This is a genomic window from Micromonospora citrea (genome assembly GCF_049629545.1).
GTDB classification, from domain to species: Bacteria; Actinomycetota; Actinomycetes; order Mycobacteriales; family Micromonosporaceae; genus Micromonospora; species Micromonospora citrea_A.
Window position 1 is genome coordinate 50,341 of the sequence record NZ_JBNADX010000004.1, and the last position, 21,730, is coordinate 72,070.

Consider the following 21,730-nt stretch of genomic DNA (forward strand, 5'->3'; position numbering starts at 1 on the left):
CCCCGCCACGTGACCTCCTTGACGCGCCGCTGCGCCGATCCGCCCGTGGCTGGTCCGGCCCGCTGTCGTTTCTCACCCCAGAGCCTACGTCGAGCCGTTAGGGCAACCTTGGTGGAGGTCCGACGAATGGGAATGGATTCGGCGGATTTTTTTCCTTATTTGTGCCGTTTCATGACCGCCGCCGTAATCCATATCACCGGCTGGTGACAGTTCCGGCGGGGTCGGCTCAGTCCGCTGCCGGATTCGCGGTCGGGTCCGGCGCCGGTCCGCCCATCCGCCGCCGCAGCGAAGTGGTGGCCAGCGCGAGCGCCAGGACGACCAGCAGCACCGAGACCGCGATCAGGGCGACCGCGATCCGCTGCACCGAATTCATCCCGCCGGTGTCCGCGTTCCGGCCGGCCGCGGCGAGCACGCCCTGCGAACCGGTCGGTGTGGGGGTGCTCGCCGGCGGGGTGGCCAGCGCCGCCGCCGCGACGATCCGGAAGCTCATCTGCATCTGCCGGGTACGACCGCTGCGCGGGTCGAGCTCGCCGATCACCGCGCCGGCCAGTGGCGCCTCGCGCTGGGCCTGCGGGGTGGCGACCACCGGCAGCCGCAGGGTCTGCGTCCGGCCCGTCGGCAGCATGCCCAGGTCGCAGCGGGTACGCGTCGGCGACGCCACGGCGCAGTACGGCGGGGGACTCTGCACGCTGACCCCGGACGGCAGGACCACCTCGACCCGCCCGGTGGCGTCCACCCCGCCGGTGTTGCCCAGCCGGACGGCCAGCTCGGTCGCGCCTCCGGTGATGTCGAAGGCCACCTCGTCGGCGTCGAGCAGCATCCCGGGCACCGGCGGGCCGGGCGGGAAGAGGACCGCGAAGCCCTCGTTGTCCTCGACGGCGCCGCTCGTGCCGGGCCCGGTGGCGGTCACCCGGACCGAGCCGCTCAGCGGCATCCTCCGCCAGGCGTCGCCGCCGACGCGTACCTTGATCAGGCTGGTGAAGCGCGCGCCCGGCGCGACGCTCCACTCACCGCAGCCCCAGCTCCCGCCGCCCGCGGCGACGCAGCCGGCCGTCCCGGCGTCGCTCAGCCCGGCGGGCAGGGTGTAGCCGAGGCGGACCCGCTCGCCGACCGTGCCGGTGTTCTCCACGGTGACCCGCAGGCTGGCCACGGTGCTCTTCGCGTTCCAGTAGGAGCGGCCCAGTGTGAGGTCCCGGGTGGTGACCCGGACCCCGAGCCCGTCGGCGTTCGGCTGGCTCGACGCCGGCGCGTTCGGCGGGGCCGGCCTGCCGCCGGCCGGCGGGGGCGGGGTGGTGGTCGGCGCGGCGGTCGTCGGGGCCGGGTCGCCCGGCGGGGTGGTGGTCGGCGCGGTGGTGGTCGGCGCCGGCGCCGGGGTGGTCGGATCGGGCGGCAGGGTCGGGGGCGCGGTGGTCGGCACCGGCTCCGTCGCCGTCGGCTCCACCGGAGGCGTGCTCGTGTCGTCCGTCGGCTCACCGCCGGGGGCGGTCTCGCCGGTGCCGGGGGTGGTCACCGTGGTCGCCGGAGCTGCGGTGGCCAGCTCGGGCGCGACCGCCAGGGCCACCGCCAGGCCGGCCGCGAGCGATGCCGCGAGCAGCGATGAGGTACGCCGGGCGAGCGCCCGCCGAGGGGGGCGTACGTCCACGCGGGCCATCTGTCCTCCGTGACACTGGGTGAGGTTTCATCTTCGTTAAAAGTTGCCGGAGCGCACTAGTCCCATCGGGAAACAAGTCCGTAACGCATTCGGTACGAGTCCTGATCCGGCGGGCGCGGGACGGTGCCCGGTAGGCTGACCCACCGTGACCGGTTACCTGGGCTCGTACGCGACGCTCGGGCTCTTGCTGCTCGCCAGCGTCCTCTTCTTCGTTACGGCGTTCTCGGCCAACCGGGTGTTACGTCCCAGCCGTACGGCTGATCCCTGGGGCAAGCGGGCCAGCTACGAGTGCGGTCTCGACCCGGTCGGCGGGGACTGGGCGCAGATGCAGATCCGCTACTACGTGTACGCGTACCTGTACGTGCTCTTCGCGGTGGAGGCGGTCTTCCTCTTCCCCTGGGCGCTGGTCTTCGACCGCCCGGGCTTCGGCCTGGTCACCGTCGTCGAGATGGGCGTCTTCGTGGCCGTGGTCGCCCTCGGCATCCTCTACGCCTGGCGGAAGAACATCCTGCGCTGGACCTGACCCGGCCGCCGTCGGACGGATCAGGCGAGGCCGCGGCGGGTGAGCGCCGGGGGGCGGTCGCCCCGGATCGAGGCGACCATGTCCAGCACGCGGCGGGTCGGCAGGACCTGGTGGGCGCGGAAGACCTGGGCGCCGAGCCAGGCCGAGACGGCGGTGGCGGCGAGGGTGCCCTCCAGCCGCTCCGGCACCGGCAGGTCCAGCGTCTCGCCGATGAAGTCCTTGTTCGACAGGGCCACCAGCAGTGGCCAGCCGGTGCCGGAGAGCTCGTCGAGCCGCCGGGTGATCTCCAGCGAGTGCCGGGTGTTCTTGCCGAAGTCGTGCGCCGGGTCGATGAGGATGCCGTCGGGGCGTACCCCCAGGGCAACCGCGCGCTCGGCGAGCCCGGTCACCGTGGCCACCACGTCGGCGACCACGTCGTCGAAGGCGGCCCGGTGCGGCCGGGTACGCGGCGCGAGGCCGCCGGCGTGCGAGCAGACCAGCCCGGCGCCGGTCCGTGCGGCGACCCGGGCGAGCGCCGGGTCTGCCCCGGACCAGGTGTCGTTGAGCAGGTCGGCGCCGGCCGCCACCGCCTCCACCGCGACCTCGGCCCGCCACGTGTCGATCGAGATGACCACCTCGGGGAAGGCGGCCCGCACGGCGGCGATGGTGTCCACCGTCCGCCGGATCTCCTCGGCGACGTCGACCTCGTCGCCGGGCCCGGCCTTCACCCCGCCGATGTCGATGATCTCCGCGCCCTCGGCGACCGCGCGTTCCACCGCGCGCAACGCGCTGTCCTGGGCGAAGGTGGCCCCCCGGTCGAAGAACGAGTCCGGCGTCCGGTTGACGATCGCCATCACCACCAGCTCGCCCGGTGCGAACGTCCGCCCACCCAGCCGCAGCGCCCCGGCCATTCCGCCTCCCGACCTCGCCGGCCGGGTCCACCCGGCCGCTGACGACGCTATCCGGTCGCCTGGCCGGCCGTCGGGGCGGCCGCCGCCGCTGCCGGGCGCGGGGCGTGTGCGGTGGCGTGACCAGGGGATCGGGAACCGGTGGCGTGGTTGGGGTCGCTCGGGGGCCGGTCGCCGTGCCACGATCTGTCCATGGGTCAGGTTCTGCTCGTACTGGTTGTCGCGTTGACCGTGGCGGCGGTGGTGTTCGGGGTGACGGTGCTGGTCTCCGGGCGGGATCCGGGCCTGGTCCCGGCGGAGCCGGACGGCCGGGCGGTGCCGTTGCCGGGCGCCCGCCCGCTGCGCGAGTCGGACGTCGGCGAGGTCCGCTTCGACACCGCGCTGCGCGGCTACCGGATGGCCCAGGTCGACCAGGCGATGCGCCGCGCCGCCTACGACATCGGCTACAAGACCGAGCTGATCGGCGTGCTGGAGGCCGAGGTCACCGCGCTGCGCGAGGGCCGCACGGCCGACGCCGACGCGCTGCGCCGGACCCGCGAGGAGGCCGCCGGCGCCGCCGCCGACGTGCCCACCGGCCCGACGCCGGCCACCACCGACCCGACGCCGGCCGGTGACGAGCCGGCGGCCGGTGACGCGACGCCGGCCCTGCGCGACGCCGCCGCCGCACCGGCCCCGGTCGACGTGGCCGAGCCGACCACCGCCGGGCGAACCGACCCGGCCGACGGGCGGGACGCCGATCCGGCGGATACCGCCAAGGTCCGCTCGGAGCCGGTGTGACCGGCCCGGACGGCGCGGACGGGCTGCGCGAGGCCGCCCGCAAGGGGGCCGGTGAGTTCACCGCCACGGTGATCGTCGACGCCCCCGCCGACCGGGTCTTCGCCGCGCTCACCGACTGGGAGCGGCAGTCCGACTGGATCCCGCTCACCACCGTCCGGGTGGTGGAGGGCGACGGCGGCGAGGGCAGCCTGGTCGAGGCGGTCACCACGCTCGGACCGGCCGCGCTCCGGGACGAGATGCGGGTGGTCCGGGTGGACGCGCCGTACGAGGTCGGTGTGGTCCACTGCGGGAAGCTGCTGCGTGGCCCCGGCGTGCTGCGCTGCACCCCGCTGGCACGCGACCGCACCCAGGTGGTCTGGCACGAGTGGTTCCACCTGCCCGGCGGGGCGGCCGGTCGGGTCGCCTGGCCGCTGCTCTGGCCCGGCTCCAAGGCCAGCCTGACCCTGGCCCTGAAGCGGTTCGCCCGACTGGTCGAGCAGGGCCGCCTGCCCTGACCCCGGCCCGCTGTCGGGGCCCTGCCCTACCGTGTACGACGTGAGTGACCTGGTTACCGGCGCCGACGGGCTGGCCCGCTGCGCCTGGGGGTTCAGCACCCCGGACTACGCCGCCTACCACGACACCGAGTGGGGCCGTCCGCTGCGTGGCGACGACGTGCTCTACGAGCGGCTCACGCTGGAGGCGTTCCAGTCGGGCCTGTCGTGGCTGACCATCCTGCGCAAGCGGCCGGCGTTCCGGCTCGCCTTCGACGACTTCCGGATCGAGCGGGTCGCCTCGTACGGCGAGGCCGACGTGACCCGGCTGCTCGCCGACGCGGGGATCGTCCGCAACCGGGCCAAGATCGAGGCGGCGATCGCCAACGCCCGTGCCGCCCTGGAGCTGCCCGACGGGCTCTCCGCGCTGCTCTGGTCGTACGCGCCACCGCCGCGGGCCGCCCGGCCGGAGTCGTTCGCCGACGTGCCCGCGCTCACCCCGGAGTCCACGGCGATGGCCAAGGGCCTCAAGAAGCGCGGCTTCCGCTTCGTCGGTCCGACCACCGCGTACGCGCTCATGCAGGCCACCGGGATGGTCGACGACCACCTGGCGGGCTGCCACGTCGCCGCCCCGGCGTCGGCGCGTGATGGGATGGGGGCATGACCGCAACCGACCACCGCGCCAGCCGGAGCACCGACGCGGGCACCGGGCGGGCCGAGGGCGCCTGGGCGGTGCTCCTCCCGCCGGGGCGCCTCGACGCCGAGCGTCTCGTCCACCACGACTCGCTGGAGCTGCCCGGCTCCGCCGCCGGGCCCCGGCCGCGCCCCGGCGACCCGGTGGCCGTGCTGGTGGACTCCCCGCCCCGGCTGGTGGCGCTGGGTCGGGTCACCCGCTCCGGTGCCGGGCTGGTGGTCGCGTACACCCGGCGGGCCTTCGACGAGCCCGTCCCGGCCGAGCAGGTGACGGTCACCGGGCCGGTCGGCCCGCTCGATCCCGACGTGTTCCGGCAGCTCGTCGACCGGCTCGGGCCGCCCGCGCCGCGCCGGACCTGGCTGGTCAGCCTCGACCTGCCCATCGAGGCGGACTCGCGGGCCGAGGCGGTCCGGCTCTTCTGGGCGTACGTGCAGGAGTTGGGCCCGGCCGAGCTGCCCGCGTTCGTCTCCCCCTCCGGCGACGAGCTGGCCATGCAGGCGTTCGTGCTGGGCGCCGAGGCCAACCAGGACCCGGAGGAGGACGACTAGCCCGCGTCCCGGTGAAGATGGGGCTACCCGGTGATGTTCGCGGTACCGGCACCCTCCGACGCGGTCTGGTACGTCGGCTCCGGCGTACGTGACCATCAGTGACATCTGGGTCGATCACAGTGTGTCACCGGGCGGCGCGGGGAGCGGGACCGCTCACCGCGTCCTTTGCTCTGCAGCCACCCACGCACCACCGGGTTGAGCTGCGCTTGTGTGATCCGCGCAGATTGCCGCCTCGGCCGGGGCGGATACCCAGGGTGCCTGTCGCGCCGGTGGGTGCAGAGCAAAGGGCCCGCATCCAGCGGCGGTCCTCCGGCGGTAACGTCACCCGGCGTGGTCGTGCGCGGGGTGCCGTGCCGCCGCCCGGCAGCGGGCGCACTGGGCGAGGGCGCGGCCGGGTGGTGTGCGCAGGGCCTGGGCGCGGCCCGCGCGTGCGGGTCGCGCGGGCCGCGTCAGGTGTCAGTGGCCCTCGAAGGTGGGCTTCTGCTTGTTGACGAAGGCCAGGGTGGCGGCCTTGTGGTCGGCGGTGGCCCCGCAGATCGCCTGGGCCTGGGCCTCGGCGGCCAGGGCGTCGGCCAGGGTGCCCGCGTCGGCGATGGAGAGCTGCCGCTTGATCGCCCCGTACGCCACCGTCGGGCCGGCGGCGAGCCGGGCCGCCAGCTCCTGCGCGGTCGGCAGCACCGCCTCGTCGTCCTCGACGAGCCTGGTGAGCAGGCCCAGCCGGCTGGCCTCGTCGGCGCCCACCGGCTCGGCGAGCATCAGCAGCTCGACGGCCTTGGCATGGCCGACCAGCCGGGGCAGCGTCCAGGAGGCGCCGGTGTCGGCGGCCAGCCCCACCCCGGCGAACGCCATCAGGAACTTCGTCTTCGGCCCGCCGATCCGGAAGTCGGCGAGGAACGCCAGCGAGGCGCCGGCTCCGGCGGCCATCCCGCGTACCGCGGCGACCACCGGCTTGGGCAGGTTGGCCAGCTTCGCCGCGATCGGGTTGTAGTGCGCCCGGACGGTGTCCAGCGGGTTCGTGGTGGGGGACTGGAGGGTCTGCACGTGCTCGCGCAGGTCCTGTCCCGCGCTGAACGAGCCGCCGGCCCCGGCCAGCACCACCGCCCGGCAGGACCGGTCGGTCTCCAGCTCGGCCAGGGTGTCCCGGAGCGCCTCCTTGAGCGCCACGTCGAGCGAGTTCATCGCCGTGGGACGGTTCAGCGTCAGGGTGACCACGGCGTCGGTGCGGTCGACGAGCAGCGGCTCGGTCACGTTCTCAACGACCCTTCTGTCGGGTGGTGCGGTTGCCGTTGTCGAGGCACTGCTCGACGTACCGGTCGGCGGCCGGGCGCAGCCGGGCCGCGTGCCGGTCGAAGAAACTGGCCGCGGCGATGCCGGGCCAGCGCTCCGGGAGCAGCGCCGGTGGCAGCTGCGGGTCCCGGAAGAGGAAGGTACGCCACGCGTGCACCAGCCGGAACCGGGCTGCGTACGCCTCCTCGTCGCCGCTGCGCACGGTCACCCCGGCCAGCAGGGGACGCTGCTCGGCGACGAAACGCTCGTACGCGTGCCCGATCTCGGTGAGGTCCCAGGCCCGCCGGACCACCCCCATCGCGCCCGGCGTGCCGGCGGCGTGCGCGGCGGTGAACCGCTCGTAGCGCACCCCGGCCTCCTCCAGGAGCAGGTCCACGTCCTCGCTCGCCCGGGTGGCGACCCAGGTGTGCTCGTCGAGGGTGCCGTAGCCCAGGAAGCTCAGGTTGGCGGCCAGCCGCTGCCGGTCGCGCCGGGCCGTCGGGGTCTGAAGGACCAGCAGGTCGAACCGGCCGTCCCAGGTGACCCGGCCGGTGCGGTAGATCCGGGCGGCCGCCTCGTCGAGTCGTCGGGCGGCCTTCGGTGTGATCGAATATCCCGGCCCGGAGGCCAGGCGGAGCGGATCGAGCCAACCCTGGCGGACCATCCGGGAGACCGCGGTGCGCACGGCCGGGGGCGCGATCCCCAGCGGCGCGAGCAGCTTGACCAGGGCGGCGACCGGTGCACGGCCACCCCTCGGCCGGAGGTAGTCGCCGTACAGGTCGAAGAGTGCCGACCGTGCCTGCATGACCGCACATTGTGACAGGCCTATCCAAGATAAGCTAGGTGCTGTTACATCAATGCTGCTTCGGTTTGGGTCCGGCGGTGTTCATCAGGGAAAATCGTTGGTCGACACCCCCGCGTACGTTGCGGGTGGTCATGACGAAGTGGCTGTGGGGCAACCCACCGACCCTGGTGTAGGTCTGAGGGGAGACAACATGGCGGCGATGAAGCCGCGGACGGGCGACGGTCCGCTGGAAGTCACCAAGGAGGGCCGGGGCATCGTCATGCGAGTCCCGCTGGAGGGCGGTGGCCGGCTCGTCGTCGAGATGACTCCCGACGAGGCCAACGCGCTCGGTGACGCGCTGAAGGCGGCCGCCGGCTGATCGAACGACAATCCGCGCGACGGTGCGCGGACGGTTCGTCGTGTCCCTGAGCCACCGGCGCCGCCGGTGGCTCAGGGTCTTCAGAACACGTACGCGGGGCGTCCACGCCCCGCGCCACGATCATTCCCGGAGGTACGGTCCAGCGTGCTCGCCATCCGTCTGACAGCCGGTCCCGACCGGCTGGACACCCTCGTCCTGCCCGTCCGGGCCGGTGCCGCGACCGACGGGGGCGAGACCCCGGCGACGTTGGCCCCGACCGTCACGGCCCTGCCCGACGAGGTGGCGGCGGAGGCGAACGCCCTGCTACCCGCCACCCGGCTGACCGGCCGGGCCGGTGAGACCTTCGTTCACCTGCGACCCGCCCGCACGCCGGGCCGGCTGCTGCTGCTCGGGGTCGGCGACGGCGCCGACAAGGCCTGGCGGACCGCCGGGGCGGCGCTCGCCCGCGCAGCGAAGGATGAGACGCGTGTCACACTCGCGCTGCCCGTCGACGTCGAGGCCGGTGCGGTCCGCGCCCTCGTGGAGGGGCTGCAACTCGCCGCGTACCGGTTCCGGATGACCGAGGCGGGCGAGACGCCCGCGCTCACCGAGGTCGAACTACTGGTCGCCGACCCGCAGGCGCACCGCGAGGCGCTCGCCGCCGCGGAGACCACCGCCCGGATGACCCGGTTCGCCCGGGACCTCACCAACACCCCGTCGTCGGTGAAGAACCCCCAGTGGTTCGTCGCCCAGGTCGAGGCCGCCGCTGCCGACCTGGCCGACCTGCACCTGCGGGTACGCGGCCCGGAGGAACTGGCCGCCGAGGGCTTCGGCGGCATCCTCGCCGTCGGCCGCGGCTCGGCCAGCGGCCCCCGCCTGGTCGAGCTGGACTGGCGGCCCGCCGACGCCCGCATTCACGTGGTGCTGGTCGGCAAGGGGATCACCTTCGACACCGGCGGCATCTCGATCAAGCCGGTGCCGGCGATGAAGCTGATGCGCAAGGACATGGCCGGCGCCGCCGCCGTGGTCGCGGCGACCCTGGGCGCCGCCGCGCTTCGCCTGCCCGTCCGGGTGACCACCCTCGCCCCGCTGGCCGAGAACATGGTCAGCGGCTCGGCGTTCCGCCCCGGTGACATCGTCCGCCACTACGGCGGCCTCACCAGCGAGACCACCAACTCCGACGCCGAGGGACGGCTCGTGCTCGCCGACGCCATGGCGTACGCGGTGCGGGAGCTCCAGCCCGACCTGCTGATCGACCTGGCCACCCTCACCGGTGCCAACGCGGTCGCGCTCGGCAAGCGCCACGGCGCCCTCTACAGCGAGAACGACCAGCTCGCCGCCGACGTGCTGGCCGCCGTCGACGCCGCGGGCGAGGCCGCCTGGCGGATGCCGTTGCCCGCCGACTACGTCGAGCACCTCGGCAGCGACCTCGCCGACCTGCACAGCTCGCCGGACGCCGGCGCGGGTTCGGTCACCGCCGCGCTCTTCCTCCGCGAGTTCACCGGCGACCTGCGCGACCAGTGGCTGCACATCGACATGTCCGCGCCCTCCTGGGCCGACGGCGACGACGCCGAGCTGACCCGGGGCGCGACCGGCTGGGGCGTACGCGGGCTGCTGCGCTGGCTGGCGACCCTGGGCTGAGCGGTCGGTCCCGCCCGGCGGGTGCCGGGCGGGCCGGTCAGCGACCGGTCAGCACTTCACCGCGACGAGCAGGCCGTGCCCGACCGGCAGCAGCGCGGTCGTCCAGTGCTCGGACTCCCGGATCGCCTTGACCGTCTCCCGGACGGTCACCGTCTCGGCGTCCCGGGCGGTCGGATCGCCGATCCGCCCGTTGGCCAGGATGCCGTTGAGGGCGACCATCCCGCCGGGGCGCAGCAGCCGCAGCGCGGCGTCGACGTAGGCGGCGAAACCGGTCGCCTCGGCGTCGACGAAGACCAGGTCGTACGCGCCGTCGGCGAGCCGGGGCAGCACGTCCAGCGCCCGGCCGGTGATGATCCGGGTACGCCCGGAGGGGAAGCCGGCCTCGACGAAGATGCGCCGGGCGATCCGCTGGTGCTCGACCTCCAGGTCGATGGTGGTCAGCACGCCGTCGGCGCGCATCCCGCGCAGCAGCCAGACGCCGCTGACCCCGGTGCCGGTGCCGATCTCCACCACCGCGCGGGCGTTGCCGGCGGCGGCGAGCAGGCGCAGCGCGGCCCCGGCGCCCGGGGTGACCGCGTCGAGGCCCACTTCCCGGGCGAGGCTGCGGGCGGTGCGCAGCACGAGGTCCTCCCCGACGTACGACTCGGCGAACTGCAGCGTCTGCGCCGTCGGAGTGCCGGAATTGGCGACCGTGGCGATGGGACACCTCCGGGCGGCGGGAGTGGTGCGAGGGGCGGGTTGGCACTGTGAGCCTAGAGGCGAGGCTCGCGCCGCGCAGCCGCGCCGTCCACCGATGACGATCACGCCCGCCGAGAGCCGACTCGGTACCCGGCCATTCGTGCAATCCTGGAAGCGGTGTCCCGCGTTCCGCCCCGGCCGTCGTGCCGTGCCGGACGGGGACCGGGGGACGGAGTGGGAGGCACCGACGTGACCGACGGCTGGGACTGGCGCCGGCCCGGCAGCGATCCGACGCCGGCGGGACCGCCGGCCGGGGCGCCGCCGGTGGGGCCGCCGACGGCGCCGCACGGCGCCGGGGCAGGGACGACATCCCCCTGGTGGTCCGACGCGCTCGCCGATCCGTGGCGGGACCCGTACGCGCCGGCCGCCGTGGTGATCCCGACCGCGCCCGCCGGGGCCGGGCCGGAGCCGGTCACCGACCCCGACGCCCCGGGCCGGCCGAAGCTGCGCCAGTTGCTGCTGATCCCGCTGATCACCGCGCTGCTCGCGGGGTCGCTCGGCGGCGCCCTCGGGTACGCCTTCGCGGTGCGTGGCGGCGCGGGCGGCGGCGTGACGCTCGGCGCCCGTCCCGCCGAGGCCCCCGGGCTGGCCCAGCGTCGCCCCGACTCGCTGGCCGGGGTCGCCGAGAAGGTCCTGCCCAGCGTGGTGACCGTGCGGGTGGCCGGTCTGGGCGGAGTGAGCGAGGGCTCCGGCTTCATCGTCAGCGCCGACGGGCACGTGATCACCAACGACCACGTGGTCTCCGGCGGCACCGGCAAGGCCACCGTGGTCCTCAACGACGGCAGCACCGCCCCGGCCACCGTGGTCGGGCAGGACCCGGAGTCGGACATCGCCGTGATCAAGGTGAACCGGACGGGGCTGCGGCCGATCGAGTTCGGCGACTCCGACGCGCTCGCCGTCGGCGACCCGGTGCTCGCCATCGGCTCGCCGCTCTCGCTGGCCAACACGGTCACCGCCGGCATCGTCAGCGCCCTGGACCGCACCATGCAGGCCGGGGAGCCGGGCGGCCCGGTGCGCTACTACGCGGCGATCCAGACCGACGCGGCGGTCAACCACGGCAACTCCGGCGGGCCGTTGGTCGACTCGGCCGGCCGGGTGATCGGGGTGAACTCCACGATCAAGTCGCTGGTCGCCGAGGGGCAGGAGGCGGGGAACATCGGGCTCGCCTTCGCCATCCCGATCAACCAGGCCAAGCGGATCACCCAGGAGATCATCGGCACCGGCAAGGCCCGGCGTACGGTGATCGGCGCCCAGGTGGGCGGCACCGGCTCGGCGACCGGCGGCGCCGGCGTACGGCTGGCGACGGTGGAGCCGTCCGGGCCGGCGGCCGGTGCGGGCCTGCGGTCCGGAGACGTGATCCTGCGGTTGAACGGCCGGCCGATGACCGAGCCGACCGACCTGATCGCGCTGGTCCGCAAGTTCGCCCCGGGCTCGGTGGTGACCGTGGAGTACCGACGCGGCTCGACCCGGCAGAACACCTCGGTGACGCTCGCCGCAGACGCCAAGTGAGGACCGGTCACCCCCTCCCGGGTGGGCGTCCGACGTGCGTAGTCTTGGCCTGACGCCGACGAGGAGGCCCAGCAGTGCTCGACAACCTGAACTGGTGGGAGATCGGTGCGCTGCTGCTCCTGGCGCTGCTGATCTTCGGTGACCGGCTGCCCGCCGTCATCAACGACGGCCTGCGGATGGTGCGCAACCTGCGCAACATGGCCCGCAACGCGACCGGCGACCTGAGCCGTGAGCTGGGCACCGACATCCAGCTGGAGGACCTGCACCCGAAGGCGTTCATCCGCAAGCACCTGCTCAGCGAGGAGGACGAGGCGGCGATCCGTAAGCCGTTGCAGGGCGTCTACGACAACCTGCGCGCCGACGTCACCGGGGTGCACGACGAGCTCAAGGACGTCGCCAACGCCGCCGACCTGCGCTCCGACGGTCGCCGGAGCACCGCGACCGGCGCGGCCCCCGCCCCCGCCCCGCGCCCCAGCTACGACGACGCCACCTGACCCACCCCGCCGTCCCCCGCCGCCCGGCCCCGCGCGCCCACCGGCCCTTCGGGAAACCGCACTTTCACGGAAAGAGTGGCCTCCCCGACGAGGGAGGCCACTCTTTCTCTGAAGTTGCGTAGCCCCTACGGGCCGAGTGGTCGAAGGGGCTGCCGGGGTCAGCGGCCGGCGGGCTTGAGGCCGAGCGGCTTGCCGAGCAGGGACTCGCGGCGCACCGCGAGCCGGTCCGCGACCTGGCCCAGCGCCTTCGAGGCCGGGGCGTCCGGCTCGGCCAGCACGATCGGGTGACCGGCGTCGCCACCCTCCCGGACCCGGGTGTCGAGGGGGATCTGACCCAGCAGCGGGACCTGCGCGCCGATCGTCCGGCTCAGCGAGTCGGCGACCGTCTGGCCGCCGCCGGAGCCGAAGACCTCCATCCGCGAGCCGTCGGGCAGCTCCAGCCAGGCCATGTTCTCGATCACGCCGACCACCCGCTGGTGGGTCTGCAGGGCGATCGCGCCGGCCCGCTCGGCCACCTCGGCGGCTGCGGCCTGCGGGGTGGTCACCACCAGGATCTCGGCGTTGGGCAGCAGCTGGGCCACCGAGATGGCGATGTCGCCGGTGCCCGGAGGCAGGTCGAGCAGGAGGACGTCCAGGTCGCCCCAGTAGACGTCGCCGAGGAACTGCTGAAGCGCCCGGTGCAGCATCGGGCCGCGCCACACCACGGCCGCGTTGCCCGGGGTGAACATGCCGATCGAGATGACCTTCACGCCGTGCGCCTGCGGCGGCATGATCATGTCTTCGACCCGGGTGGGCTTGCCGTCCGCGCCGAGCATCCGGGGCACCGAGTGGCCGTAGATGTCCGCGTCGACCACGCCGACGGACAGGCCGCGGGCGGCCAGCGCGGCGGCCAGGTTGACCGTGACGCTGGACTTGCCGACGCCGCCCTTGCCGCTGGCGACCGCGTAGACGCGGGTGCGGGAGCCGGGCTGGGCGAACGGGATGACCGGTTCCTGGGAAGCGGCACCGCCGCGCAGCTTCGTCTGCAGCTCCTGGCGCTGCTCGGGGCTCATCACACCGAACTCGATCTCGACACCCGTCACACCGGGCACCGCGCCCACCGCGGCGGTGATGTCGCTGCGCAACTTGTCCTTCAGCGGGCAGCCGGCCACGGTGAGCAGCAGCTCGACGCGGACGACGCCGTCGTCGCCGACCACGGCGGAGCGGACCATGCCGAGATCCGTGATCGGGCGGCGGATCTCCGGGTCGTTGACGGTGGCCAGGGCGGCCTGGATCGCGTCGGAGACGGTGCTGACGGGTGCTGACATGCCGGCAATGCTACGTCGGCGGGGATCCGTCCCCGCCGCCAGCGCGGCCGGGTGTGAGGGAATCGATCGTCGCTGCTGACGCCCCGGCGACGGCGGGACGGCTCAGCCCTCCGGACGGCCGTCGCGGGCGAAGTCGCCGTCCAGGTCGTCGCGGGGCTCGTCGAGCGGCGGCTCCCCGCCGCCGGGGCGCTGGGCCGCCCGCTCCTGCTGCCGGCGTTCCAGCTTCTGCCGGCGCTGAGCCGCCTCGTCCAGTTCCTCGGCCAACCGGGACAACTCCGTGCGGAGGAAGTCCCGGGTGGCCACCTCGCCCATCGCGATCCGCAACGCGGCGATCTCCCGGGCCAGGTACTCGGTGTCCGCTTTCTGCATGGTCGCCCGACGCCGGTCCTCCTCCAGCGCCACCCGGTCCCGGTCGGCCTGCCGGTTCTGCGCGAGCAGGATCAGCGGGGCCGCGTACGACGCCTGGAGCGACAGCACCAGGGTGAGGAAGGTGAAGGTGTACGGGTCGAAGCGCAGGTTCGCGGGGGCCAGGGTGTTCCAGGCGAACCAGGCGGCGATCACCACCGTCATGTAGACGATGAAGACCGCGGTGCCCATGCCCCGGGCGATCCCCTCGGACCAGCGGCCGAACGCCTCCGGATCGAAGCGGGGCAGCTTGACGCCCCGGGGCTCGCGCGGCTGGTCCAGCCGCTCGGCCCGTCGTTGCTCAGCCATCGGCGCCGTCCAGCGTCTCCCCGGCGGGGCCCGGGGCCGGCACGGCGTCCCGGTCCCGCCAGTCGCGGGGCAACGAGTGGTCCAGCACGTCGTCCACGGTCACCGCGCCCACCAGCCGGTTGTTCCGGTCCACCACCGGCATCGCCACCAGGTCGTACGTGGCCATCCGGCGGGTGATCTCCGGCAGCGGGGTGGTCGGGCGCAGCGGGTCGATGTCGTTGACCACCACCCCGCCGAGCAGGTCGGCCGGCGGCTCCCGGAGCAGCCGCTGGAAGTGCACCATGCCCAGGTAGCGGCCGGTCGGGGTGGTCATCGGGGCGCGGGCGACGAAGACCTGCGCGGCCACGGCGGGGGAGAGCTGCTCCTCCCGGATGCGGGCCAGCGCCTCGGCGACGGTGGCGTCCGGGGGCAGGATCACCGGCTCGGAGGTCATCACGCTGCCGGCGGTGCCGGAGGCGTACCGGAGCAACTGGCGTACGGGGTCGGCCTCGTTCGGCTCCATCAGGTCCAGCAGCACGTCCTGCTCCGGCGGGGGCAGTTCGTTGAGCAGGTCGGCGGCGTCGTCCGGGTCCATCTCCTCCAGCACGTCGGCGGCCCGCTCCCGGTCCAGCGCGGCGAGGATCTCCACCTGGTCGTGCTCGGGCAGCTCGCTGAGGACGTCGGCGAGGCGCTCGTCGTCCAGCGCGGCGGCGACCTCGTTGCGCCGGGCGTCGGGCAGGTCCTGCAGGGCGTTGGCCAGGTCGGCGGGGCGCATGTCCTCCAGCACGGAGAGCAGGTTGGCCGTACCCCGGTTGTCGGCGATGCCGCTGAGGCCGCGCACCCGGTCCCACTCGACCTGGTGGAGGTGGCCGCGGCGGGTGAGCCGGCTGCTCTGCTCGCGGACGGCGACCCGGGACAGCGACCACTCGCCGCCCCGGCTGCACTCCATCGCGACGTCGACCACCGCGCCCGGCTGGCCGCCCGGTTCGAGCTGCACCCGCCGGTCCAGCAGTTCCTGGAGCACGAGCAGCTCGTTCGGGCGCTTCTCGAAACGGCGCAGGTTGAGGGTGCCGCTGCCGAGGACGACCGCGTCCGCGTCGATGGAGGTGATCCGGTTGATGGAGAGGAAGATCCGTCGGCGCATCGGCATCTCGGCGACCAGCCCCACCACCTCGGGCGGGCGCTGCGTCGGCCGGAGCCGGGCCACCGCGTCGCGGACCCGCCCCACCTGGTCGCCGTTGGGGTCGAAGACGGCGACTCCGGCGAGTCGAGCGATGTAGACCCGGTTCGGCGTGCTCACGGGCACCAGCCTAAGCGCCTAGTGTTTATCAACATGTCGACCTTGGCCTACGAGATCGTGGACGTCTTCACCGACCGCCCGTTCGCCGGCAACCCGCTGGCGGTGGTGTTCGGCGCCGAAGGGCTGGCCACCGAACAGATGCAGGCGCTCGCGCTGGAGTTCAACCTCTCGGAGACGGTGTTCGTGCTGCCCCCGACACAGGTCGGCGCCACCTACCGGGCCCGGATCTTCACCCCGGCCGAGGAGCTGCCGTTCGCCGGGCACCCCAGCGTCGGCGCGGCGGTCACCGCGAGCCGGCGCGGGATGTTCGACGTGGGCCAGGTCACCCAGGAGTGCGGCGCCGGGGTGCTCCCGATCGAGGTGACCGCGACCGGGGCCACGCTGACCGGCGGCACCCCCACCCTCGGCCCGGAGCTCGACCCGGAGCCGCTGCTGGAGATGGCCGGTCTGCGCCCCGAGGACCACGTCGGCCCGGCGCCCCGGGTCGCCGGCTGCGGCCTGGAGTTCCCCTACCTCCCGGTACGTCCGGACGCGGTGGCGCGCGCCCGGGTGAACGCGGTCGCGGCGGCGAAGTACGGGGTGGAGCATGTCAGCGTCTTCTCCTGGGACGCCGCGTCGCAAACCGCGCACGCCCGGGTCTTCGTGCCCGGACTGGGCGTGCCGGAGGATCCGGCGACCGGCTCGGCGGCCCTCGGGCTCGGTGTCTGGCTGGTCGCCAGCGGGCTGCTCCCCGGTGAGGGACGCTCCGCGTACGCGGTCCGGCAGGGCATCGAGATGCGCCGCCCCTCGGCGTTGGCCTGCACGGTGACCGCGGCCGGGGGCGCGGCGGTCGGCGCCACCGTCTCGGGTCGGGTGATGCCGGTGGCCAAGGGCGAGATCATCATTCCGCCCTTCATCGGCTGAGCCGGCCTGTTCGAGCCGGACGGTCGCGCGCCCGGTGGTTCCGCTGTGCGGCCGTGCCCGGCGGTTCGCTGGGCGGTCGTGCGCCTGGCGGTTCCGCTGTGCGGTCGTGCGCCTGGCGGCTCCGACATGCGGGCCTGGCAGCGGCACCGTGGCCGGCCGGCTGGGTGGTCCCGGCGTCACCGGTCCCGGTGCCCCGCCGCCGACCCGGCCTTCGGCGCCGCTACCGACTTGACGGCACAGATGGATCGCCGGTGCTCCCGTCACGCATCGCTGCTCGCCACCTGATCCATGTATGAGTTCAGGTCGGTAGCGGCCCGACACCACCTCCGGGAGGCAGCCGCCGGCGGGATCCGGGCCGCCGGCGGGACCCGCTGCCACGGGCCGGGTCGACGACGTCGGTCGGTGACGGCCTGCCCGGCACCGGCCGACAACGCACGGCGGAACCCCGGGTGGCGGGACCCCGGGTGGCGGGATCGGGTGGCGGATCGGGCAGCGCACCCGGGCAGCGCACCCGGGCAGCGGCAGCGGACGGTAGCGTGCCGCTGGGCGGTACGGCTTCGCCGGCCGGGTGCGGGCGACGTACGAGAGGATGCCGGTGTGACGGACGAGGTGGACGCCCCCGTGTCGACGCCGCTGGTCGACGAGGCGATGAAGAAGGCCGCCGTCTGCTGGGTGAACGTCGGCGACGGCCCGGCGGTGGCGTTGTGGTGCGTACCGCTGGAGGGATCGCTCTTCGTGGTCAGCGGGCCGGGCGAGCAGTCCGCGCCGGGGCTGGCCGACGCCGCCGAGGCCCGGGTGACGCTGCGCGGCGACCACGGCGGGCGGATCGTGACCTGGCCGGCCCGGGTGGCCCGACTGGTCCCGGGCACCGAGGAGTGGGAGACCTCCGCCCCGCTGGTGGCGGCCAAGCGGCTCAACGCGCCGGGGCCGACGGCCGACCTGGTCGCCCGCTGGGCGGCCGACGGCTGCGCGCTGAACCGCCTCGTCCCGGCCGGCACACCGGACGCCGGCGACGCGCTGCCGGACGCCTCGCTCGCCGAGGAGCCACGCGGAGCCACCGTCGTCCGGGCCACCCGCAAGCCGTTCCGCCTGCACCGGGTCCGCCGCCGCTGACCCGCGCCGCCGGTTCAGCAGGACGCCGGCACGGCGTCGACCAGCTCGACCACCTCGCTGAGTGATCCGACGGCCGGCCCGTCCCAGTCCCGCTCGGCGTCGAAGACCAGATGATCGGCCAGATCGGGAGCGGCGAGCCGGACCGCTGTCATCCCGGCCCGTTGCGCGCCGCTGAGTTCCCGGCTGCCGCCGTCACCGACGTAGAGGCAGTCCTGCGGGCGTACGTCGAGGCGGTGGCAGGCGGCCAGGTAGAGCGCCGGGTCGGGCTTGCAGCGACCGAGCTGGACGGAGTAGACCCGCACGTCGAGCAGCGGGGCGACCGCCAACTGCGGCAGGAACGCGGGCAGCTCGTGGGTGCAGTCGCTGATCACCCCGGTGCGTACGCCCCGTCGGCGCAGCTCGGCGAGGGCGGGGACCGCGTCCTCGCGCAGCCGGGTGTCGGCGCGGACCGCCCGGTGCCGGGCCGCCACCGCCGCGCGTACCGCCGCGTCCGAGGGGTGTACGCCGGCCTGCGCGCAGACCCAGCGCAGGGTCGCCTCGGCGGTGCCGTGGCGGCCGCTGGCCCGCTGGTAGAAGGTCCGGTCGAGGACGGCGGTGAGGGTGTCCTCCGGGCAGCCGAGCAGTTCGGCGGTCGTCCGGTGGGCCGAGCTGCGGTGCACGCAGCGGGTGAGGGTGCCGAAGAAGTCGAACAGCACCGCGTGGAACCTGGGCATGGGGGAGCGCCTCCGGACGTCGAGGGGGAGGGAAGTCGCCGGCGCGGACCCGCATGATCGTAACGGACCGATGACTCACCGTCGCGTCCGACACTGTGTGAGGATTGCTCTCCGTGTCCTCCACCCCGCACCGCCCACCGGTGGACCCGCTGACCGTCGGCGTCCTCGTGCTCGCCGTCGCCGCGGTCTCCTCCTCCGCCCCGCTGATCGCCTTCGCGGCGGCCCCCGCGCTGGCCGTCGCGTTCTGGCGCAACCTGCTCGCCGTCGCCGTGCTCGGCCCGTTCTCGCTGGCCCGCCGCCGGGCCGAGTTCCGGGCGCTGACCGTGGGGGAGGGCCGGCGGGAGGGCTGGTACTGCGTGCTCTCCGGGGTGGCACTCGCCGCCCACTTCGCCACCTGGATGCCGAGCGCTCAGCTCACCTCGGTGGCGGCGGCCACCGCGCTGGGCGCCACCCAGCCGGTCTGGCAGGGGCTCATCGCCCGCTGGCAGGGCCGGCGCCTGCCGTACGCCGTCTGGGCCGGCATCGCGGTGGCGGTGACCGGCGCGGTGCTGGCGACCGGCGCGGACTTCGCCGTCTCCGGGCGGGCCTTCGCCGGTGACCTGCTGGCGGTGACCGGCGGGATGTTCGCCGCCGTCTACACCGCGTTCGGCGAGCGGGCCCGGACCACCATCAGCACCACCACCTACACCACCATCTGCTACGGGGTCTGCGCGGCGATCCTGCTGGTGGTCTGCCTGGTCGGCGGGGTACGGCTGCACGGTTACGACTCCGGCACCTGGCTGGCGATCCTCGGCCTGGTCGCCGGCGCGCAGCTGCTCGGGCACTCGATGTTCAACTACGCCCTGCGCCGGATCTCCGCCACCACGGTCAGCGTGCTGGTCCTGCTGGAGGCCCCCGGGGCCGCCCTGATCGCCTGGGCGTGGCTGGGCCAGCTGCCCCGCCCGCTCGCCCTGCCCGGGCTGGCCCTGCTGCTCGCCGGGGTGGCCGTGGTGGTGCTCGGCGGCGCCCGTGCCGGCCGCCGCCCAGAACCCGCGCCGGTCCCCGCCGACGCCGCCCCACCCACCGGCTGACCGGCAGCCGCCGCCGTGCTCCCCGCCGGTCTGCCCGGCGACGCCGTTCGGCGGCCCGGCGGGTCAGACCTCCCGCATCTCGATCACCCGGGCGACCGGGGCCGCGTCACCGAGTGCGGCCCGCAGGGCCCGCCGCCGCGGGTCGGCCTGGAACGCCTCCCAGCCGGCCCGCGAGTCGAACCGCAGCAGGTGCACCTCGGTCCATCCGTCGATGCTGCGCAGCCGGCGTTCCACCCGCCCGCCGTGTCCTTCGAGCAGGGCCAGCGCCGCGTCCTCGTACCGGCGGGCGGCCTCGGGGTCGTCGAGGGGGAACTCGACGAGGGCCACCAGCAGCAGGCCGCTCATGCGTCGACGCCGACGGCCTTGGCGCTCGCCGTCCAGAGCCGGGCGGCGAGCTGCGGGTCGGCCGCCTTGGGCCAGGGACGGCGTAGCCGCCGGTCGGCGTAGTAGGCGCCGTCGACCAGCCGGGACGGGTCCTGGTGGGCGAGCCAGACCAGCGTCTCGGCGCCCTTCTCCGGGCTGCGGAACGGCATGAACCGCATGCCGAGGGCGACGATCCGGCTGTCCGCGCCGAACCGGGTCCGTACCACGCCCGGGTGGAAGCAGTGCGACGGAACGTCCGGCCAGCGCCGGGCCGCCTCGGCGGTGAACAGGATATTCGCCTGCTTGCTGGTGCCGTACGCCTGGATCGGCCGGTAGCGGCGCAGCGGGGCGTTCAGGTCGTCCGGGTCGAGCACCCCGCTGCGGTGCGCCCCGGAGGCGGTGACCACCATCCGGCCGATCCGGTCGCGCAGCAGGTTGCTGAGCAGGAACGGGGCCAGGTGGTTGGCCTGGATCGACAGCTCGAACCCGTCCACCGTCGTGAGCGGCTCCAGCACGATCGCCCCGGCGTTGTTGGCGAGCACGTCGATCCGGTCGTACGCCGCGCGCAGCCGCTCGGCGAGGCCGCGTACGTCGTCCAGGACGGCGAAGTCGGCGCGGAACAGCTCGGGTCGCTCGCCGCTGGCCTCGCGTACCCGGTCGCCGGCGGCCTGGAGCCGGGCCGGGTCCCGCCCGACCAGCACGACCTGGTCACCCCGGCAGGCCAGCGCCACGGCGGCGGCCAGGCCGATGCCGGAGCTGGCCCCGGTCACCACCACGATCCGGCGCCCAGTGAGATCTTCCACAGGTCCATTCACCCCGGTCACGGCACGAGGTTACCGTGGCGTCACAACGCCCTTTGGGATCGTTAAGTTCTCGGATTTCACATTCATGGCGTCGGCGTGCCCGCCGGACGCTGGAAGGAGCGCATCCATGGCCGCTGTCGGTCGCCCCCGCCGGTCCTGCCTCGCCGTGCCGGGCTCCAGCGTCAAGATGCTCGGCAAGGCCCAGGGCCTCCCGGCTGACCAGGTCTTCCTCGACCTGGAGGACGCGGTCGCCCCGCTCGCCAAGCCGGACGCCCGGAAGAACATCGTCGCCGCGCTCAACGAGGGCGACTGGTCCGGCAAGACCCGGGTGGTCCGGGTGAACGACCTGACCACGCCGTGGACCTACCGGGACGTCATCGAGGTGGTCGAGGGCGCCGGCGCGAACCTCGACTGCATCATGCTGCCCAAGGTGCAGAACGCCGCCCAGGTGCACTGGCTGGACATGACGCTGACCCAGATCGAGAAGACCCTCGGCCTGGAGGTCGGGCGGATCGGCATCGAGGCGCAGATCGAGAACGCCGCCGGTCTGGTGAACGTCGACGCCATCGCCGCCGCCTCGCCCCGGGTGGAGACCATCATCTTCGGCCCGGCCGACTTCATGGCCTCGATCAACATGAAGTCGCTGGTGGTCGGCGCGCTGATCCCGGACTACCCGGGTGACCCGTACCACTACATCCTGATGCGGATCCTGATGGCCGCCCGGATGCACGACAAGCAGGCCATCGACGGCCCGTTCCTGCAGATCCGCGACGTCGACGCGTTCCGCGAGGTGGCCAAGCGCTCGGCGGCGCTGGGCTTCGACGGCAAGTGGGTGCTGCACCCGGGTCAGATCGACGCCGCCAACGAGGTCTACTCGCCGGCCCAGGCCGACTACGACCACGCCGAGCTGATCCTCGACGCGTACGACTGGTACACCTCGGAGGCCGGCGGGAAGCTCGGCGCGGTGATGCTCGGCGACGAGATGATCGACGAGGCGTCCCGCAAGATGGCCCTGGTGATCGCCGCCAAGGGCCGGGCCGCCGGGATGACCCGCACCTCGACCTTCACCCCGCCCTCGGAGTGAGCCGTACGCCGCCGCCCCGGTCGCCCCCGGGGCGGCGGCGC

General features: G+C 74.3%; 24 protein-coding genes. 13 read left to right on the forward strand and 11 right to left on the reverse strand.

What is annotated here, in order from left to right; translation table 11 throughout:
• Nucleotides 1–226: 226 nt before the first annotated feature.
• Nucleotides 227–1,651 (reverse strand): hypothetical protein, encoded by a 1,425-nt coding sequence (locus tag ACPFP2_RS06390; protein ID WP_424087057.1) that lies wholly within the window; start codon nucleotides 1,649–1,651, stop codon nucleotides 227–229.
• A 145-nt stretch (nucleotides 1,652–1,796) separates the two neighbouring features.
• Between ACPFP2_RS06390 and ndhC the strand changes: the two genes are divergently transcribed.
• On the forward strand, nucleotides 1,797–2,174 hold the full coding sequence (gene ndhC, locus ACPFP2_RS06395; protein ID WP_424087059.1) for an NADH-quinone oxidoreductase subunit A: 378 nt from the start codon (nucleotides 1,797–1,799) through the stop codon (nucleotides 2,172–2,174).
• Nucleotides 2,175–2,194: 20 nt separating this feature from the next.
• Here ndhC and folP read toward each other — a convergent pair whose 3' ends face one another.
• Nucleotides 2,195–3,064 (reverse strand): dihydropteroate synthase, encoded by an 870-nt coding sequence (folP, locus tag ACPFP2_RS06400; protein WP_424087061.1) that lies wholly within the window; start codon nucleotides 3,062–3,064, stop codon nucleotides 2,195–2,197.
• A gap of 189 nt (nucleotides 3,065–3,253) precedes the next feature.
• Here folP and ACPFP2_RS06405 point away from each other — a divergent pair, with 189 nt between their 5' ends.
• From ACPFP2_RS06405 to ACPFP2_RS06420, 4 genes are read left to right on the forward strand one after another with little or no spacing between them, the layout of a single operon-like run.
• The gene (locus ACPFP2_RS06405) at nucleotides 3,254–3,838 is read left to right on the forward strand and encodes a DivIVA domain-containing protein (protein WP_424087063.1); all 585 of its coding nucleotides are present in this window, start codon (nucleotides 3,254–3,256) and stop codon (nucleotides 3,836–3,838) included.
• Nucleotides 3,835–4,332 carry an SRPBCC family protein gene (locus ACPFP2_RS06410; RefSeq protein WP_363869509.1) on the forward strand — a complete coding sequence of 166 codons (498 nt, stop codon included), beginning with the start codon at nucleotides 3,835–3,837 and terminating at the stop codon, nucleotides 4,330–4,332. Before ACPFP2_RS06405 ends, ACPFP2_RS06410 begins: the two co-directional genes overlap by 4 nt.
• A 40-nt stretch (nucleotides 4,333–4,372) precedes the next feature.
• Complete coding sequence (locus ACPFP2_RS06415) at nucleotides 4,373–4,972, forward strand: DNA-3-methyladenine glycosylase I (RefSeq protein ID WP_424087065.1); 600 nt, start codon at nucleotides 4,373–4,375, stop codon at nucleotides 4,970–4,972.
• Nucleotides 4,969–5,550: a hypothetical protein gene (locus ACPFP2_RS06420; RefSeq protein ID WP_424087067.1), complete on the forward strand. Its 582-nt coding sequence runs from the start codon at nucleotides 4,969–4,971 to the stop codon at nucleotides 5,548–5,550. The genes ACPFP2_RS06415 and ACPFP2_RS06420 overlap by 4 nt, the downstream gene beginning before the upstream one ends.
• Nucleotides 5,551–6,006: 456 nt before the next feature.
• Here the strand turns inward: ACPFP2_RS06420 and ACPFP2_RS06425 are convergent, their stop codons facing one another.
• Together ACPFP2_RS06425 and ACPFP2_RS06430 are read right to left on the reverse strand one after the other, a co-directional pair.
• Entirely contained in the window at nucleotides 6,007–6,798 is a 792-nt protein-coding gene (locus tag ACPFP2_RS06425; protein WP_424087069.1) for an enoyl-CoA hydratase/isomerase family protein, read from the reverse strand.
• Nucleotides 6,799–6,802: 4 nt separating this feature from the next.
• Nucleotides 6,803–7,621, reverse strand: coding sequence for a PaaX family transcriptional regulator C-terminal domain-containing protein (locus tag ACPFP2_RS06430; RefSeq protein WP_424087071.1), 819 nt, complete (start codon nucleotides 7,619–7,621; stop codon nucleotides 6,803–6,805).
• A gap of 190 nt (nucleotides 7,622–7,811) precedes the next feature.
• Between ACPFP2_RS06430 and ACPFP2_RS06435 the strand changes: the two genes are divergently transcribed.
• Complete coding sequence (locus tag ACPFP2_RS06435; protein WP_007455245.1) at nucleotides 7,812–7,979, forward strand: DUF3117 domain-containing protein; 168 nt, start codon at nucleotides 7,812–7,814, stop codon at nucleotides 7,977–7,979.
• A 144-nt stretch (nucleotides 7,980–8,123) separates the two neighbouring features.
• Nucleotides 8,124–9,599, forward strand: a complete 1,476-nt coding sequence (locus ACPFP2_RS06440; RefSeq protein ID WP_424087075.1) for a leucyl aminopeptidase family protein — start codon at nucleotides 8,124–8,126, stop codon at nucleotides 9,597–9,599.
• A 48-nt stretch (nucleotides 9,600–9,647) separates the two neighbouring features.
• Here the strand turns inward: ACPFP2_RS06440 and ACPFP2_RS06445 are convergent, their stop codons facing one another.
• Nucleotides 9,648–10,220 carry an O-methyltransferase gene (locus tag ACPFP2_RS06445; RefSeq protein WP_088977263.1) on the reverse strand — a complete coding sequence of 191 codons (573 nt, stop codon included), beginning with the start codon at nucleotides 10,218–10,220 and terminating at the stop codon, nucleotides 9,648–9,650.
• A gap of 291 nt (nucleotides 10,221–10,511) precedes the next feature.
• Here ACPFP2_RS06445 and ACPFP2_RS06450 point away from each other — a divergent pair, with 291 nt between their 5' ends.
• Complete coding sequence (locus tag ACPFP2_RS06450) at nucleotides 10,512–11,846, forward strand: S1C family serine protease (protein ID WP_424087077.1); 1,335 nt, start codon at nucleotides 10,512–10,514, stop codon at nucleotides 11,844–11,846.
• A gap of 74 nt (nucleotides 11,847–11,920) precedes the next feature.
• Entirely contained in the window at nucleotides 11,921–12,340 is a 420-nt protein-coding gene (locus ACPFP2_RS06455; protein WP_424087079.1) for a preprotein translocase subunit TatB, read from the forward strand.
• 158 nt (nucleotides 12,341–12,498) lie between these two features.
• Here ACPFP2_RS06455 and ACPFP2_RS06460 read toward each other — a convergent pair whose 3' ends face one another.
• The 3 genes from ACPFP2_RS06460 to ACPFP2_RS06470 all read right to left on the reverse strand — a co-directional run bounded on the left by ACPFP2_RS06460 (nucleotide 12,499) and on the right by ACPFP2_RS06470 (nucleotide 15,640).
• Entirely contained in the window at nucleotides 12,499–13,647 is a 1,149-nt protein-coding gene (locus ACPFP2_RS06460) for an Mrp/NBP35 family ATP-binding protein (protein ID WP_424087081.1), read from the reverse strand.
• A gap of 102 nt (nucleotides 13,648–13,749) precedes the next feature.
• Nucleotides 13,750–14,361: a DUF1003 domain-containing protein gene (locus ACPFP2_RS06465; RefSeq protein WP_424087083.1), complete on the reverse strand. Its 612-nt coding sequence runs from the start codon at nucleotides 14,359–14,361 to the stop codon at nucleotides 13,750–13,752.
• Nucleotides 14,354–15,640, reverse strand: coding sequence for a magnesium transporter MgtE N-terminal domain-containing protein (locus ACPFP2_RS06470; RefSeq protein WP_424087085.1), 1,287 nt, complete (start codon nucleotides 15,638–15,640; stop codon nucleotides 14,354–14,356). Before ACPFP2_RS06470 ends, ACPFP2_RS06465 begins: the two co-directional genes overlap by 8 nt.
• A gap of 33 nt (nucleotides 15,641–15,673) precedes the next feature.
• On the opposite strand from ACPFP2_RS06470, the gene ACPFP2_RS06475 reads away from it, so the two are divergent.
• Together ACPFP2_RS06475 and ACPFP2_RS06480 are read left to right on the forward strand one after the other, a co-directional pair.
• Nucleotides 15,674–16,543 carry a PhzF family phenazine biosynthesis protein gene (locus ACPFP2_RS06475; RefSeq protein ID WP_424087087.1) on the forward strand — a complete coding sequence of 290 codons (870 nt, stop codon included), beginning with the start codon at nucleotides 15,674–15,676 and terminating at the stop codon, nucleotides 16,541–16,543.
• A 648-nt stretch (nucleotides 16,544–17,191) separates the two neighbouring features.
• Nucleotides 17,192–17,656 (forward strand): hypothetical protein, encoded by a 465-nt coding sequence (locus ACPFP2_RS06480; RefSeq protein ID WP_424087529.1) that lies wholly within the window; start codon nucleotides 17,192–17,194, stop codon nucleotides 17,654–17,656.
• 14 nt (nucleotides 17,657–17,670) lie between these two features.
• Here the strand turns inward: ACPFP2_RS06480 and ACPFP2_RS06485 are convergent, their stop codons facing one another.
• Nucleotides 17,671–18,369, reverse strand: a complete 699-nt coding sequence (locus tag ACPFP2_RS06485) for an HAD family hydrolase (RefSeq protein ID WP_424087089.1) — start codon at nucleotides 18,367–18,369, stop codon at nucleotides 17,671–17,673.
• A 113-nt stretch (nucleotides 18,370–18,482) separates the two neighbouring features.
• Here ACPFP2_RS06485 and ACPFP2_RS06490 point away from each other — a divergent pair, with 113 nt between their 5' ends.
• Nucleotides 18,483–19,439, forward strand: coding sequence for a DMT family transporter (locus ACPFP2_RS06490; protein WP_424087091.1), 957 nt, complete (start codon nucleotides 18,483–18,485; stop codon nucleotides 19,437–19,439).
• Between the two features lie 63 nt (nucleotides 19,440–19,502).
• Here the strand turns inward: ACPFP2_RS06490 and ACPFP2_RS06495 are convergent, their stop codons facing one another.
• Together ACPFP2_RS06495 and ACPFP2_RS06500 are read right to left on the reverse strand one after the other, a co-directional pair.
• On the reverse strand, nucleotides 19,503–19,784 hold the full coding sequence (locus tag ACPFP2_RS06495; protein ID WP_424087093.1) for a hypothetical protein: 282 nt from the start codon (nucleotides 19,782–19,784) through the stop codon (nucleotides 19,503–19,505).
• Entirely contained in the window at nucleotides 19,781–20,605 is an 825-nt protein-coding gene (locus ACPFP2_RS06500) for an SDR family NAD(P)-dependent oxidoreductase (RefSeq protein ID WP_424087095.1), read from the reverse strand. Before ACPFP2_RS06500 ends, ACPFP2_RS06495 begins: the two co-directional genes overlap by 4 nt.
• A gap of 127 nt (nucleotides 20,606–20,732) precedes the next feature.
• Between ACPFP2_RS06500 and ACPFP2_RS06505 the strand changes: the two genes are divergently transcribed.
• Entirely contained in the window at nucleotides 20,733–21,689 is a 957-nt protein-coding gene (locus ACPFP2_RS06505; protein ID WP_424087097.1) for an HpcH/HpaI aldolase/citrate lyase family protein, read from the forward strand.
• The last annotated feature ends 41 nt before the right edge of the window (nucleotides 21,690–21,730 follow it).